Source organism: Gordonibacter massiliensis (ex Traore et al. 2017) (genome assembly GCF_019731765.1).
GTDB lineage: Bacteria > Actinomycetota > Coriobacteriia > Coriobacteriales > Eggerthellaceae > Gordonibacter > Gordonibacter massiliensis.
Window position 1 is genome coordinate 40,917 of record NZ_JAASIO010000003.1, and the last position, 14,395, is coordinate 55,311.

Here is a 14,395-nt window from a genome sequence, read left to right on the forward strand (position 1 = left end):
CGGCAGCCGAGACGGCGGGCCGGGCAGCCGCACCCACGCGCGAAGCGAAGGGGGCGCGGCGCCCGCGACGGCCGCGCCTAGGCCGGGCAGCCGTCGCCGAAGAGCAGCTCGCGCTCCGCCCCCGTGAGGGCGGCCCGAGCCTGGTCGCGCAGGTTGTTCATGCCGCTGAGGAACTGGCGGTACATGACGACGGTGAGGTAGCGGCCTTTCGGCGTGAGCGTGAGCTCCTCTTCGTTGTCGGTTGCAAAAGCCTTGTTCAAGCGCATGAACGCCATCTCCAGGGGAAGGCCCGCCTCCACGCTGCAGCCGAAATCGCGCTCGAAGGCCCGCTTGTCCAGGCGCAGCTTGTACAGGTCGAGCAGGAAGCGGTAGCGCATGAGGTCGCGATCGCTCATCACGGTCTTGCCCATGATGGACATGCGCCCGGCCTCGATAGCGGCGTTGTAGTCCTTGATGCTGAAGTTGTTCACGTACAGGCAGCCGTTCAAATGCGTGATGGAGCCGCTGCCGATGGCCGGGTACTCGTCGTAGTTCACCTGGTACTCCTCGATCTGCGGCTTGGAGTTCTCGAAGCCGCACAGCGAGGCGCCCTCCTGCTGGCCTTGGCGGGTGAACGTCCACAGCGTGGTGCGCTCGAACAGTGGATCGTCGCCGCCGGCCAGCACGCCATCGAGTATCTGGTAGTAGCGGTACTCGCGGTCGTAGTCCACCTTGCCCAGCGTGGCGGCCATCTTGCGCGCCGTGGCGGACGACACGTACAGCGGCGAGAACGTGGTCTGGCGGCAGCCGCACAGCGCGATCTTCTCCAAATCGGCCAGGAGCACGTCCTCGGTCTGCGAGGGGAAGTTGAAGATCATGTCCACGTTCAGCGAATCGAAGTACGGCTCGGCCTCGGCGATGCGCTCGAGTATCTCCTCGCCGCTGCCGTACTTCTCGTAGCGGTCCATCTGCTTGAGCAGGTCGTTGTCGAAGCTCTGCACGCCCACGCTCAGGCGCTGCACCCGGCCGCGCAGCTTGTCGAGCCACGGCTGCGTCAGGTGGTTCGGGTTGGTTTCGGACGCCACTTCCCGGATGTCGAAGTTGTCGCGGGCTAAATCGAGCGTCTCGCACAACTCGTCGATCATGACGGTGGGCGTGCCACCGCCCACGTAGATGCTCTCGAAGTCGTAGCCCAGGTCTTTCAGCATCATCATCTCTTTGCGCATGTTCGCGAAGTAGGGCTTGGCGACGTTCTCGCGGAACGGGTAGCGGTTGAAGCTGCAGTACGGGCACAGGCGCTCGCAGAAAGGTACGTGCAGGTAGAGCATGTATTTCTGCCCAGGTTTCGCCAGGGGCATCATCGTCTCGTCGGTGGGCTTCAGGGTCAGCTCCCGCTTGGTCATGGTGTGTATCAGGCGCGAAAGCATGCGCTCGGAAAGCATGGAAGTCTCCTCTACGTTGTATGAAGAAATGTGTCGACACCATGGTAAGGCTTCTTCGGCGGTTTGCCACGATCTTCTGCCCGCGTTGAAGAAATTTCACCTGGAGCAAAATATCCATCGAGGACGAGACGGCGCGCACGGGCGACCCTTCCGCAGCTCACCGTAGTTTTCGACCCAAATCATACAAAACAAAGATTCGCATGTCCCCGTTGACAATATAGGAAAAAAGGGAAGGAATAGGAAAAAAGGAAAGGGCCTTGCACGAAAGACACGGTATTCTCTCCGACGCAAGCGTCTCATCGATAGCGGCATCATCGAACCAGCTAGGCGAGGGATTGTGCGTTTCGCCGTCCCCTATCTGGCCGACCACTTGCGAAAGACCAGCGAAATCATACCTGATCTCTAGCGGCGAACACCTCACCGGCAGCCCTGTGCGAGAGTCGCGTTCGTTCAGCTTGGAAGCGCTCACGCGCATTTCAGGCCCCTTCGTGCTTCTTGGCCGAAACCGTGGGCCGAGGGCTGCGGCGTGACGTATACTGGGCTCTCATTCGCACGGCAACCTCTATCTGATGGAGCAGCATCTGTGAGCATCGACACCGCCACCGGCAAGGAAGCGCCCGCCGAGATATCCTCCGAGCGGGTCAAGGACATATTCTCGTCCATCGCGAAGAAATACGAGCGGTTCAACGCCGTGTCGAGCTTCGGCGCGTACAAGGTGTGGCTGGCCGGCATGATGAAGCAGGCGCCCATCGGACCCGACGACGACGTGCTGGACATCGCCGGCGGCACGGGCGACGTGACGTTCTCCGTGGCTCGAGCGAAGCATCCGGCTCACATCCAGTGCACCGACCTGGTGCCCGAGATGCTCGATGTGGCGCGTATGCACCGCGACGAGGGAGCAGCCGAAGGCGTGCCCGTGGATTTCGACGTGGTGGACGCGCAGGACATCCCCTACGCCGATGCGAGCTACGATGCCGTCACCATGGCTTACGGCATTCGCAACATGCCCGACCGGCCGCAGGCGCTCGCCGAGATGTTCCGCGTGCTGAAGCCGGGCGGGGCGCTCGTGTGTTTGGAGTTCTCCACGCCGCCGAACCGCGTGTGGCGGGCGTTGTACACGTTCTACCTCAAGCATCTCATACCGTTCTGGGGCGGCCTCATCACCGGCGACCGCGACGGATTCGTGTACCTGGCGCGCTCCATACGCGCGTTTCCCGACCAGCGGGGACTGGCCGATCTTATGGAGGATGCGGGGTTTAGCGATGTGACGTGGAAGAACTACACGGGAGGCATCGCGGCCGTGCACGTGGCGAAAAAGCCCGAATAAGGGTTCGTCGCCAGCGAGCGTGCCGACGACAAGGGCATGCTGCCGCCGCGCGACCCGAGGCGGGAAGCGAAAATAAATCTGACGGTATGACAAGACGCGCGGCAAATGGCGTAGGATGTGACCATGCCCCCCGACAGCGTACATACCGACGAACCGTGCGAGAGCGCTGTGCCGCCCGCGCGCGCTGAAGCCCGCACGGGCGAACGCGAGCGCCTCTGGTCGCCCTTGTTCGTGGCCATCGTGGCGGCGACCCTGTGCTGCTTCATGGTGGGACAGGGGCTCAATTCGGGAACCTCGGTCTTCCTCGCACGCATGGGAAACACCGCCGCCTTCGCCGGCGCGCTCGCCGCCGTGTTCTCCGCCTCGGCCGCCGTGGCGCGCATCGTGTGCGGACCGCTTGTGGACCGTGCCGGACGCCTGCGGGTGATGGCGGCTGGAGCGGTGCTCTTGCTTGTCGGCACGCTGCTTCCGGCCCTCAGCTCGAACGACATCGTTTTCGTGGTCTGCCGCGTCGTGCAGGGCGTGGGCTTCTCGGCCGCCACCACGGCATCGGCCACCGCAGCCGCCGACGTACTGCCGCGGTCCCGCCTGGGCGAGGGCATCGGTTATTACGGGTTGGGACAGGCGCTGGCCATGTCGGTCGGTCCCGCTCTGGCATTGCTGCTGGTGAACACCGATCCCGCAGCCAACCTCTATCTGGGCCTTGCGGGCATGGCCGCCCTCTGCGTGGTGCTCACCGCATTCTGCCGGTACGAGCGCAACCCCTCGCGCCTGCCAGCCACCGCAGCGTACCGGCGCCTCTTTGAAGAGCGCGAGCGCAGGGCCGCAGACCGCAAGAACCGGAGAAGCGCAAGCGAGGCGGCCGCTGCGGAGCCGACGGCGGAAGAGCACGGCCTGCAACGCGTATTCGAGCCGAGCGCCCTTCCCGGCGCGCTGCCCATGCTCGTGCTGAGCCCCGCGTTCGGGTTCGGCATCTTCTTCGCAGGGCTGTACGGCACAACGCTCGGCGTGGGCAACCCCGGCCTGTTCTACACGCTCTCGGCACTCAGCATGATAGCCGTGCGCCTCAAGTCGAAGTCGTTCATGGACCGCGTGGCGCCCATCAAGGTGTTCACCGCCTCCACCGCATGCGGGCTTGCCGGCTTCGCGCTGCTGTTGGCCGCCGGTGCGAGCGAGATCGCGTATTACGCAGCCGGCATCCTGTACGGCGCGTGCCTGGGCGTGAGCATGCCGCTCAACCAGTCGGTTGCCGTCAAGAACACGCCGCCCGAGCGCTGGGGCGCCGCGAACGCGTTGTATCTGCTGGCGAGCGACATAGGCATCGGCATCGGCTCCGCCGTATGGGGCGTGGTCAACGACGCGGCCGGCTTCCCCGTCACCATCTGTTGCGTGATGGGCTGCATCCTGGCCTCCTGGGTCGTTGCCTGGTTCTCGTACCCGAAGCCCGCGCGCCCGCACAACCAGCCGTAGCGCAGGCGCGCATCCACGGGCAAACCTGTCCGACTCCGCCTCTCCCCGTTCAACCGGAATCAGCTTTCTTGACCTTCTTCCGAGCCGTCGAGCAGTTCGTAGTCGGTTTCAAGCACGTCGCCCACAAGGTTCGCAAAATCTCGGGCGTTTCTCGAGGTGGTTACGGTCTTGCCCGTTCTCGCCTCGATTTGGGCACGCGCCGCGCTGGCCACGCTGCCGCCCTCGCGTGCCACCTGGCGGCTTTCCTCGAGTCCTTCCGGCTGACTGGCTTTCGAGAATTCCGTCGTCGTCACCTCCGCCAGGGTGTTCAGCACCAATTCGAGCGTCGTCATGTTGTCGCGCAGATTCTCCTTCTTCAAGTCTTTCAGGTCTTTGTACTGGCGCGTGGTCATGCCCGACCAGGCGCGCGTTATCTCGTCGGTGAGGATGGCGTATTCCTTGCCCTTCTTGACGCCCCGATTCTCCCACTCGTCGGTCAGGCCCTTGCGCACCTGAATGGTTTGAAGGCGTTGGTTGACCCAGTTGCGGTCATACCCCTTTTTCAGGTAGGTTTCCAAAGCGCGATCGAGCGTCAATTCAGGATCGACGATCTCGTCGATGCGCTCGGAGCCCACTTGAGCAAGCCACAGCTTGAACGGCTCGGCTTTCTTGGAGGGGATAGACTGGACGATGCGCAGGATTTGCTCGGTGCGTCCTGCGAGGGTCTTTCTTTTCTTACCGCTTGCGGTCAGCATTTCTATCTGGGGACAATTTGTCCCCAGATAGCTCCCAAGTTGCTCGTCACGCTTTCGCATCTTCTTGAGATAGTCCGTGGGGTTAGCGCTTTCCGTCAACGCGCCCACCACGTCCACGACGGAGAAATACCACTCCTGCTCGTCCTCGTTCCATGCGGAACGTATCTCTTGGCTCTCGAACAGCTTCACGGAAGAATCGACCATGATTCCCTCCTTCAGTCCTCGGCGTTTTGGACGGGAGGGTGCTTGGTCGAGCACAACGCCATGCGATTATCGATGACGTCAGTATACCATAAAACGAACTGATGTTCTATAGTAATTAGTAAGGTTCGTCCAGGTTTGCATGGGCTTGCGCGTCGGCGTCCAGAGGGAAGAACCTGCTGGCGCGATAGCGGTCGAGAGCCACCAGAGCGACCATGCCGGCGTTGTCGCCGCAGGCGCTCATGGGTGGAAGCGTGAGGCGCACGCCCAATCGCTCGCACAGGGCCCGGTAGGCGTCGCGCAGCACGGGGTTCGCGGCCACGCCGCCGCCGAGGCAGAACGTGGGCGCGCCCGTCTGCTTGAGGGCGGCCTCGGCCTTCTTCACCTGCACGTCCACCACCGCCTGTTGGAAGCTGGCGGCGATGTCGGGGATGTTGAGCTCGCGTCCGGCGGCGCGTTCGTTGTTGATGTAGGTGACGACCGCCGTCTTCAGGCCCGAAAGCGAGAAGCGCAGATCGCCCGAATGCATCATGGCACGCGGAAACGCGATGGCCTTCGGGTCGCCCAGGGCCGCCTGCTTCGAGATGACGGGACCGCCGGGGTAGCCCAGGCCGAGCGCCTTCGCCACCTTGTCGAACGCCTCCCCCACCGCGTCGTCGATGGTGGTGCCGAGCGTTTCGTAGTCGCCCCAGTCCTTCATGTGCACGAGCATGGTGTTGCCACCCGACACGAGCGACACCACGGCGGGCGGCTCGAAGTCGGGCGCGCCGATCTTGTTCGCGTACAGATGCCCCTCGAGGTGGTTCACGCCGATGAACGGCAAGCCGGCACCCCACGCCGCCCCCTTGGCGAACGCCACGCCCACCACGAGCGCGCCCATGAGGCCAGGCGCGTAGGTGACGGCCACGGCGTCGAGATCGCTCCACGTCAGACGCTCGACTCCCAGATGTGCGGCCGCCACGTCCAGGCATTCGTCGCACACGCCGCAAATGGCCTCGATGTGCTTGCGGCTGGCGATCTCAGGCACCACGCCGCCGAAGCGCGCGTGGAAATCAACCTGCGAGGCCACGATGTCGGCCACGAGGTTGCCCTCGCCGTCCACGATGGCGGCGGCCGTCTCGTCGCACGACGACTCGATGGCCAGGACGAGCGGTCGCACGACGGTAGGGCTCGGAGCCTGCGCGCGCTCGGCCGCCTCCGCGCGAGCCGCATCGACCTGCAACTCCATGCCCGCCACGTCGTGCGGGGCCAGGGGCAGCGGGCCTTCGAGGATAAGGGCGTCCTCGCCGTCGGAATAGTACCGCGGGCGCGTGCCGAGCGCGTGGAAACCGAGCGCCTCGTAGAACGCCTGCGCTCCGGCGTTGCCAGCGCGCACCTCGAGCGAGCACGTGGCGGCGCCCAGATCGCGCGCGTCGGCCGCCACGCGCGCCAACAGCTCGCGCGCGATGCCGCGACGGCGCTGCGACGGGTCGACGCCCACCTTGAGGATCTGCACCTGCCCGTCCACGACCCACCCGCCGGCGTAGCCGAGCAGACGCAGCTCGTCGTTCGCAGGTTGAACGGACACCGCAGGTTCGCCCAGTGAGTCAGCGAGGGTTTCCCCGGTGCCCGATATCGTGGGGATGGCGGAGGCGAAGCGTACTTCGGTACGCGAGCCTTCGTTATCGCCGCGAGATCGGGTGCCGGGGGAAGCCGCAGCGTCGGCCGGTTCCGGCGGTCGGCAGGCCGACGGAACCCCATAAGCTGCCCACCAGATTCTGTCGCCGCGAGGCAACTCGTCGGCCACCAGGTTCTCGTTCCAGGCATCGCTGCCCATGACCTGCGATTCCAACACCGCCACATCGGCGGCATGTGCGGCGTCGAGCGGCTTGTACGTGATGCCGTCGGCAGCGGGGCGGGCGTTCAGGACGGCGGTGTCGTGCATGCTCGCGCGCTGGTCGCGGCGCACGGCCACGTCCTGCACGCCGGTGGCGAGGTTCTTCGGGTCGTTCTTGGCCAGACGGATGCGCTCGTTTTCCTCGGCGTCCGACAAACGCGTGTACACGGGAAGCGCGAACGCGGGATCGTGCCGCGATGCGTCGAAGGGGTCGGCCTCTCCCGCGCGCCAGGCGGCCTGCAGCGCCAGCAGCAGCCCGCGCCCCGTGGGCGTCCACAACTCCGACGGCAGCGCCTCGCCCGCTGGAGCGAACAGGTCGGCGTACTTCGCCAGCCCGTCTCCCACCAGCAACAACGCCGCGGTATCCACCCGAGAGCCCCCCTCGGCAGGGTCGGCCGCCGAGATGGCGCCCACCAAGCGAGTTCCGCACGACCTTCTTTCATCCCCCGCAACCTGCGACGAAAGAACCGATGTCCCAAGCTCCTCCAACCTAGGAGAGGGAGGACAGGGCTCACCAAGCGAGTTCCGCAGCGAAGCGAGGACTGTCTGAGCGACTGAGTCCTGCCCTCCCTCTCCGGCCAGGTTGGCCCAACTCGAGCACGTTAGTTCTTCCGCCGCTTCTTCCGCCTTCAGCACGCGATCCGCCTCAAGCCGCTGCGCGTCTTCTTCCGTGAGAAGGTAGCGCACCGGGTATACCTCTTTGCGCATGGCGTCGGCCACCACGGCCAGATGCCCCCGCACGCCCGCGGCCTGGGCGTTCCAAGCAACGGCGTCGAGCGATGACACGCCCACCAGCCCCAAGCCCAGCGCCGACGCGATGCCTTTGGCCGTGGCCATGGCGATGCGCACGCCCGTGAACGACCCCGGTCCGCGCCCTACGACGACGCACGCCAGCTCATCGCGCGCCACGCCCCGCTCGGCGAGCAACGCGTCGACGCGCGGCAGAAGCTGGGTGTTCGAGGCCCGATGCGCCGATGCCTCCACCGAAGCAACGACCTCCACCGCGAGGCTTTCCGCATGGAGCACGCCCAAGCCGATGGCGATGACCTCGTTGGCCGTGTCGAACGCGAGCGCATAGCGCGCCCGCGCATCCTGAACGTCCGTCGCGCCGGCATCGGCCGCACGCTCCGGACGGAACCGCTCCTCGCTCACCCGTTGCACCCCGCTGCCTTCATCAGGCGCGACTTTGAGTCCTTCGCCCATACGAACAGAAGCTGCCGCGCGCGGTCGCCGAACGACTGAGCGCGCACGGTGCGGTTGCCGTCGGCGTCGACGGTTATCGCGATTTCCAGATACCCGTACGGCAAGGCCGAGGGGAACTTCTCCCCCCACTCCACGAACGAGGCTCCATCGCCGTCGATGGTCTCGAAATAGCCGATGTCCTCCAGCTCGTCGGGATCCTCCAGCCGGTACAGGTCGAAGTGGTACAGGGGAAGCGTGCCGCCCGGATACTCCAGCAGGATGTTGAACGTGGGGCTGGTGACCTGATCGCGCACGCCAAGGCCCGCCGCCACCCCTTGCACGAACTGGGTCTTGCCCGCGCCGAGATCGCCCGAGAGCACGATGACGTCGCCCTCGTGCAGGTAGGGCGCCAGCGTGGAAGCCAGCTGCTTCGTCGCCTCCGGGGAGGTCGTTTTGCGCGTGTAGGTAAGTCCGGTAGTCATAACGCATATGATACGCCAACGCATCCGCGCAGGCCACGACACGCGCGGGGAAACGGGAATCCTTCATCGCGCCAGCAGCCCGCATGAACCCCCGGCAAAGGCGGACGTGGACAAATTTGCGACTTATGGTAAAAAATCGCACGCAAATCAAGTTGTTGGTACAAAAGATCGTGAAGAAAGGCCTGATGACTGATTTTTTGCTTCTCGCACTCCCTTTCACACTTACCATGGCCCCGCTTTTTGTCCATGATGCTATTGATTATATTATTGCAACTCGGCCATCATGCGCCTGCATGCCGTCTTGGATTCGATCTTTGCGGGGCTTTCGGCCCGCTCACTTTAAATAAGGCAGGGAGAACAGCACAGGCGCGTGGGGTGCGGGGTGCGGGGTGCGGGGTGCGGCCGGCAACCGCGATTCTCCCGCATATGCGGGAGAATCGCCGCCGGCAAACGCTGCTTTTGTTCTATCATCACAGCAAGCGAATCGAAACTCGACAGGAGGCACCCCATGTACGAAGAGCGCATCGGAACCGTCATGCGAAACCTCGAGCGCCGCGACCTTTCGCAGATGCTCGTGTGCGACCCGCGATCCATCCAATACCTGACCGGCGCGTACGTCGAACCGGGCGAGCGCTTCCTCGGCCTTGCGCTTGTCGCGGACCGCAAGCCGGTGCTGCTTCTGAACGAGCTGTTCAGCGCGCCGCAGAGTATCCCTTGCGACGTGCGCGGCTACAAAGACACCGACGACCCGATTGCGCTCGCCGTTGGCCTGTTCGACCCCGCACAGCCGTTGGGTTGCGACAAGAACCTGGCCGCGCGCTTCCTCATTCCGCTCATGGAGCGCGGCGCGGCCAGCGGCTTCGTGCTGGCATCCGACGTGGTGGACGACGCTCGCGCCCATAAGAGCGCCGAGGAACGCGACCTCATGCGCGCCGCCTCGCGCACGAACGACGCCGCGATGGCGCGTTTCAAGGAGCTCGCGCGCGCGGGCGCAACCGAGGCCGAGGTGGCCGGGCAGCTGGAGGGCATCTATCGCGAGCTGGGCGCGCAAGGGCACTCGTTCGCGCCCATCGTCAGCTTCGGGGCGAACGCGGCCGACCCGCACCACGAGCCGGACGGCACCCGCCTGGCCGCGGGCGACGTGGTGCTGTTCGACGTGGGCTGCCGCCAGGGCGAGTACTGCGCCGACATGACGCGCACGTTCTTCTTCGGCGAGCCGACGCCGAAACAGCGCGAGGTGTACGAGACGGTGCGCCGCGCCAACGAGGCGGCTCAGCGCGCTGTCGCGCCGGGCGTGCGCTTCTGCGACATCGATCGCGCAGCTCGCGAGGTCATCGAGGAAGCGGGGTACGGCCCGTACTTCACGCACCGGCTCGGACACCAGATCGGGCTGGACGTGCACGAGCCCGGCGACGTCTCGGCTGCGCACGACGCGCCGGTGGAGGCGGGCATGTGCTTCTCCATCGAGCCGGGCATCTACCTGCCCGGCGAGTTCGGCGTGCGCATCGAGGATTTGGTCATCGTGACCGAGAACGGCTGCGAGGTGCTGAACGAGTACCCGCACGAACTGGAGGTGCTTTCGTAGGGCGCGAGCGACCGGCTGGCGCACGCGCGGCGGATGGCGCAATGCGGCGCGGTGGGTGCAAGGTGCGCCCACCGCGCCGTTTTCTTTTGTCGGGACGTCTTGGCGCCGGGCGGGCAGCAGCCCGCCCCTACGGGGCAACCGCTGAGATCAATGCGTTGCGACGGCTTTTGGCACCCCCCCTGCGGAGGAAGTGAGGGCGAGGGCGGAGCCAAAAGCCAACCCCTAGGCCGCTGCGCGCCCCTTGGCAACGAAGGCGTTCAGCAGGTAGCGGTTCACATCGCTGCGGCTGACCGTGCCCACCAGCTTGCCGTCGCGCACCACCGGGGCCTTTTTCAGGTGATGCTCGCCGAGCACCGTGCACACCCGCTCGATGGACGTTCCCGCGTCGAGCGAGATCACGTGCTCGGTGGCGAGGTCCTCCACCCGGTTGTGCATGAGGGCGTCCATGCGCTCGTCGAACGCCGGGGTGTTCGCCAGCGACGACAGGCTGTAGTACAGGTCCACCAGCACGGCGTCTTGGTCGGCCATCGTCCTCATGATGTCGCCGTCGGAGATGAACCCCACCACGGCGCCGTCCCGGTCAATGACGGGCAGGCCGCTGGTATGGTGCTCCAGCATGATCTCGATGGCCTCGTACACATAGGCGTAGGCGGGCACGGTGTAGACCTCCGTCTTCATGATGGTTTCCAGCTCGAGCGCCTGCGCTGCGGCGGGTGCGGCCGGAACCGTGATCTTCGGCGCGTCGGCCGCTGCGGCGCGGCGCGCGTAAAAGAACGCGACGATCGCCCCCGCGCACGCGATGGCCGCCGCCACGGCGATGGCCGCCGCGAAGCCCGCAGCCTGTGCGGCGGTCTCGGTAGCGCCGCCCGCCAGCTGGCCGGCCAGCGTGGAGGACAGCACGCCCACGAACAGCGAGGGGCCGATGGCGGCGGAGATCTGGATGAACGTGCTCATGATGCCCACGCCGAACGGATTCTGCTCGGGCGGCAGCGTTTTGAGGCCCGCCGTCTGGCTGGGGCTGAAGATGAAGCCCACGCCCGCGTACACCACGCAGCTGGCCGCCACCACCCACAGAAGGTCGATGCTCCCCGCCACCAGGCACACGCCCACCTGCCCGACCGCTATGAGCAAAAAGCCCGCCGGAAGAAGAGGCCACTCGCCCCGGCGATCCATAATGCGGCCCCCCAGCACGGCGGTCCCGGCGTTCACCAGGATCGGAACGAGAATCAACGCGCCCGCCACCAGGGCGTTCACGCCTGCAGCCCCCTCGAAGTACAACGGCAGCAGCACGCTCATGGAAAACGTGATCATCATGGCCACCACCACCAGCACGCACGCCAACGCGAAGCGCGGGTTGCGCAGGGGCTCCAGGTTCAACAACGGGTTCTCGATCCGGCTTTGGCGGTGCACGAACAGCGCCAGCACGGCAACGCCCGCCGCCAGCGCGACGACCGCGTACAGGGGAACGAGGGTGATCTGCGACAAACCGTACACAAGCGCGGTCAGGCCCACCGCGCTGAGCACGAGGCTGAGCACGTCCAGTTTCACCTTGCGGCACGCGCCGACGTTGCGCACGAACGCGACGCCCGCCACGGCGATGACCGTCATGGCGAGAGCGGGCACCACGAACATGGAGCGCCAGCCGAACGAGGTGATCATCAGGCCCGTCACCACCGGGCCGAACGCGGGGCCGAACGTGATGCAGCAGCCGCCGATGGACAGGTACGTGCCCAGCTTCTTGCGCGGAGCCACCAGCAGCACGATGTTCATCATGGTGGGAATGAACACGCCCGTTCCTACCGCCTGCAACAGGCGGCATGCCAGCAACAGGGGAAACGTCGGCGCCACCAGCGCAAGCACGCTGCCCGCGACGAACAGCAGCGCGCCGCCGAAGAACACCGCGCGCACGTTGAAGCGCGTCAACAGGAACGCCACCACGGTAACGACGACAGCCGTTACCACCATATAACCCGTGACCAGCCAGTTCGCCGTGTTCGCATCGATCGCGAACGCCGCCATGATATCCGCCAAACCCACGTTGACGATGTTCTCGTTGAATGCGGCCACGAACGCCGCCGCGAACAACACCGCGAGCAAAGGCGCGTAGCCCTTCTTCTCAACCATACCCTCAAACTCCTTCTGCATCGTTTTCGCATGCGCCAACCGGCGCAAGAAGCCGAGCCCCCTGAGTCGGGGGGCTCGGCGTACAAGGTATCCGCATTTTGATAGTCCGGGAACCGGAGACCCGGAGGCGTTGGAGCAGTGCTGCCACGATTCGCGTGGGCTTATGTCTGCGCGTGAAAGCGCGATCGCTCATTGCGCTCGTTAGGGTACGCGAAAACGCGGCGGCTTCGTAATAGCTGTGTGCGATATTCCACAGTTTGAACGGGGCGAGGGCTTCGAGCGAAGATTACGGCGGGGTGGCACCGGCGCCGCCTGCCTCTTTCCCGATCGGGGCATGTGATCATTCATCACGAAAGACGGCGATGAGGCGTCGTGTGTGCATCCGCACGAACCGAAAATGCTGAGACAAGCCCCCTCCCACCATTTGCCTTGTCTCCGCTCCGCTTCATTTTATTAATGATTTGAATTCTTAGAGGAAAACTTAGTAGGATAAAGCTTGGGCGATTTCAATTGCCTAGCGGGGAGGGGTCGTTACCAAGGGGGCATCATGGATGAACGCAAAGAAGCCAAGCCCAACCGCGAGCACGACACCGAGCCATTGAGCATTGGGTCCATCGAGCTATTGAGCACCTGCGGTTACACGTGCTTCTTCTCGTGGTACTTCATGATGGTGTTCTGGGTCGCTCCAAGCTTAGCAACGGGCACAGCCTTGCTGATCGTCCAGATAGCCTTCCTTGCGGGAGTCGCTTGTGCGACGACGATCGTCCCGAACTTGGCAAACTTACCCCGGCTCAAAAACCTCGTTACCAAGAAGCGTTCGACGGCAGTTTTGCTGGTCATCGCATGCAGCGTCTCAACGATACTCGCCTTCGTACAGAAGGGGCAGGGCTCCATCGCCGTTCTCACAGCGCCCATGGCCTTGGCGGGCTTGGCCTCTGTGTTCTACTTCGCAACGTGGGAGGAAATCGGATCGCATGTCAGATTGCGCGATCCCTTCTCGTTCGTGCCGGTGTCGCTCTGTTGCGGCGCAACGCTGTTCGTCGCTTTTCATTTCCTGTTTCCCGGAAGCGTCCACGTACTCTGCATCTTGGCCATTTTGGGGTCGAGCGTTCTCGCCATGTACGTACGCACAAAGCTGTTTCCCGTTAAGGCGAACCCCGAGGAAGAACGTTCGTGGATCGATCATCGCCAACTCAAACACGTGAAGATCAGCATCTTATTCGCCGTGATCGGCGTGGGTTTCGGCTTCGTGCTGTCCTTGGCAACACTTCTTGACTTGCCGTTCCTCCTTGCGTCGCTCGCTGTCGGCTCCTTGTTGGGCTTGGCGCTGCTTCTGGTGCTGCAGCGAACGAACTTAACGCTTTCCATCTCGATGCTGCAGCGGATCGTCATCGGTGGCACGTCAATCGCGCTCGTTGCCGCTTCGCTTGCAAGCGATGTAACGGCGCTGCGCCTTTGCTTGGGCGCCGCTATCGTGCTTTGGGTGTTCTTCCGAGCGTTTAACGGAGGACTGCTCATGAAGTATGCCTTAGCATCGAATCTCCCTGTTTCGCATTACCTTGCCGCAGGAAAGATCGGCAGCAATGTCGGCATCCTTATCGGTTGGATAATAGGACTAGCAACGACCGCGTTCGAGCTCGATCGGCCGACCATCACCTGCCTGCTTGCCGTTGTTATCCTAGTTGTTGGATTCGCGCTTCTCCCCTTTGCCCAAGATCGCGAAAACGGTGATTCGGCGAAAGCCGGCGAGGCGCACGCTGAAAAGGTCACTGACCAACGGGTCTACGCACTGGCCGACCGCTACGAACTGTCCCCACGCGAGGGAGAGGTGTTCGGTTATCTCGCGCGAGGACGAAACGCCAAAGCGGTAGCCAAGATACTTATGATCTCGGAGAATACCGCCAAGGCGCACGTGTATCATATCTACCAGAAAATGGACGTGCATTCGCTACAAGAGCTCATCGACCTCGTCGAATGCGAACGTGTCTAACTA

The 14,395-nt window shown here is 64.2% G+C and carries 9 protein-coding genes; 4 read left to right on the forward strand and 5 right to left on the reverse strand.

Translation table 11 applies throughout. The annotated features are described in order from the left end of the window. Positions 1 to 77 precede the first annotated feature (77 nt). Positions 78 to 1,421, reverse strand: a complete 1,344-nt coding sequence (locus HCH03_RS05375) for a coproporphyrinogen III oxidase family protein (protein WP_221688664.1) — start codon at positions 1,419 to 1,421, stop codon at positions 78 to 80. Between the two features lie 583 nt (positions 1,422 to 2,004). Between HCH03_RS05375 and HCH03_RS05380 the strand changes: the two genes are divergently transcribed. Next, positions 2,005 to 2,748, forward strand: a complete 744-nt coding sequence (locus HCH03_RS05380) for a class I SAM-dependent methyltransferase (protein ID WP_221688665.1) — start codon at positions 2,005 to 2,007, stop codon at positions 2,746 to 2,748. Positions 2,749 to 2,871: 123 nt separating this feature from the next. Continuing rightward, positions 2,872 to 4,218: an MFS transporter gene (locus HCH03_RS05385; protein ID WP_221688666.1), complete on the forward strand. Its 1,347-nt coding sequence runs from the start codon at positions 2,872 to 2,874 to the stop codon at positions 4,216 to 4,218. Positions 4,219 to 4,277: 59 nt separating this feature from the next. Here the strand turns inward: HCH03_RS05385 and HCH03_RS05390 are convergent, their stop codons facing one another. The 3 genes from HCH03_RS05390 to tsaE form a co-directional block, all read right to left on the reverse strand. Continuing rightward, positions 4,278 to 5,156 carry a BRO family protein gene (locus HCH03_RS05390; RefSeq protein ID WP_221688667.1) on the reverse strand — a complete coding sequence of 293 codons (879 nt, stop codon included), beginning with the start codon at positions 5,154 to 5,156 and terminating at the stop codon, positions 4,278 to 4,280. Between the two features lie 115 nt (positions 5,157 to 5,271). Further along, positions 5,272 to 8,190: a tRNA (adenosine(37)-N6)-threonylcarbamoyltransferase complex transferase subunit TsaD gene (gene tsaD / locus HCH03_RS16335; protein ID WP_368042423.1), complete on the reverse strand. Its 2,919-nt coding sequence runs from the start codon at positions 8,188 to 8,190 to the stop codon at positions 5,272 to 5,274. Continuing rightward, entirely contained in the window at positions 8,178 to 8,693 is a 516-nt protein-coding gene (gene tsaE / locus HCH03_RS05410; protein ID WP_221688668.1) for a tRNA (adenosine(37)-N6)-threonylcarbamoyltransferase complex ATPase subunit type 1 TsaE, read from the reverse strand. Before tsaE ends, tsaD begins: the two co-directional genes overlap by 13 nt. Positions 8,694 to 9,201: 508 nt before the next feature. On the opposite strand from tsaE, the gene HCH03_RS05415 reads away from it, so the two are divergent. Continuing rightward, positions 9,202 to 10,278: a M24 family metallopeptidase gene (locus tag HCH03_RS05415; RefSeq protein WP_221688669.1), complete on the forward strand. Its 1,077-nt coding sequence runs from the start codon at positions 9,202 to 9,204 to the stop codon at positions 10,276 to 10,278. A gap of 222 nt (positions 10,279 to 10,500) precedes the next feature. On the opposite strand, the gene HCH03_RS05420 is transcribed toward HCH03_RS05415, so the two are convergent. After that, entirely contained in the window at positions 10,501 to 12,402 is a 1,902-nt protein-coding gene (locus HCH03_RS05420) for an MFS transporter (RefSeq protein WP_221688670.1), read from the reverse strand. A 547-nt stretch (positions 12,403 to 12,949) separates the two neighbouring features. Between HCH03_RS05420 and HCH03_RS05425 the strand changes: the two genes are divergently transcribed. Next, the gene (locus HCH03_RS05425; protein WP_221688671.1) at positions 12,950 to 14,392 is read left to right on the forward strand and encodes a helix-turn-helix transcriptional regulator; all 1,443 of its coding nucleotides are present in this window, start codon (positions 12,950 to 12,952) and stop codon (positions 14,390 to 14,392) included. Positions 14,393 to 14,395: the final 3 nt, after the last annotated feature.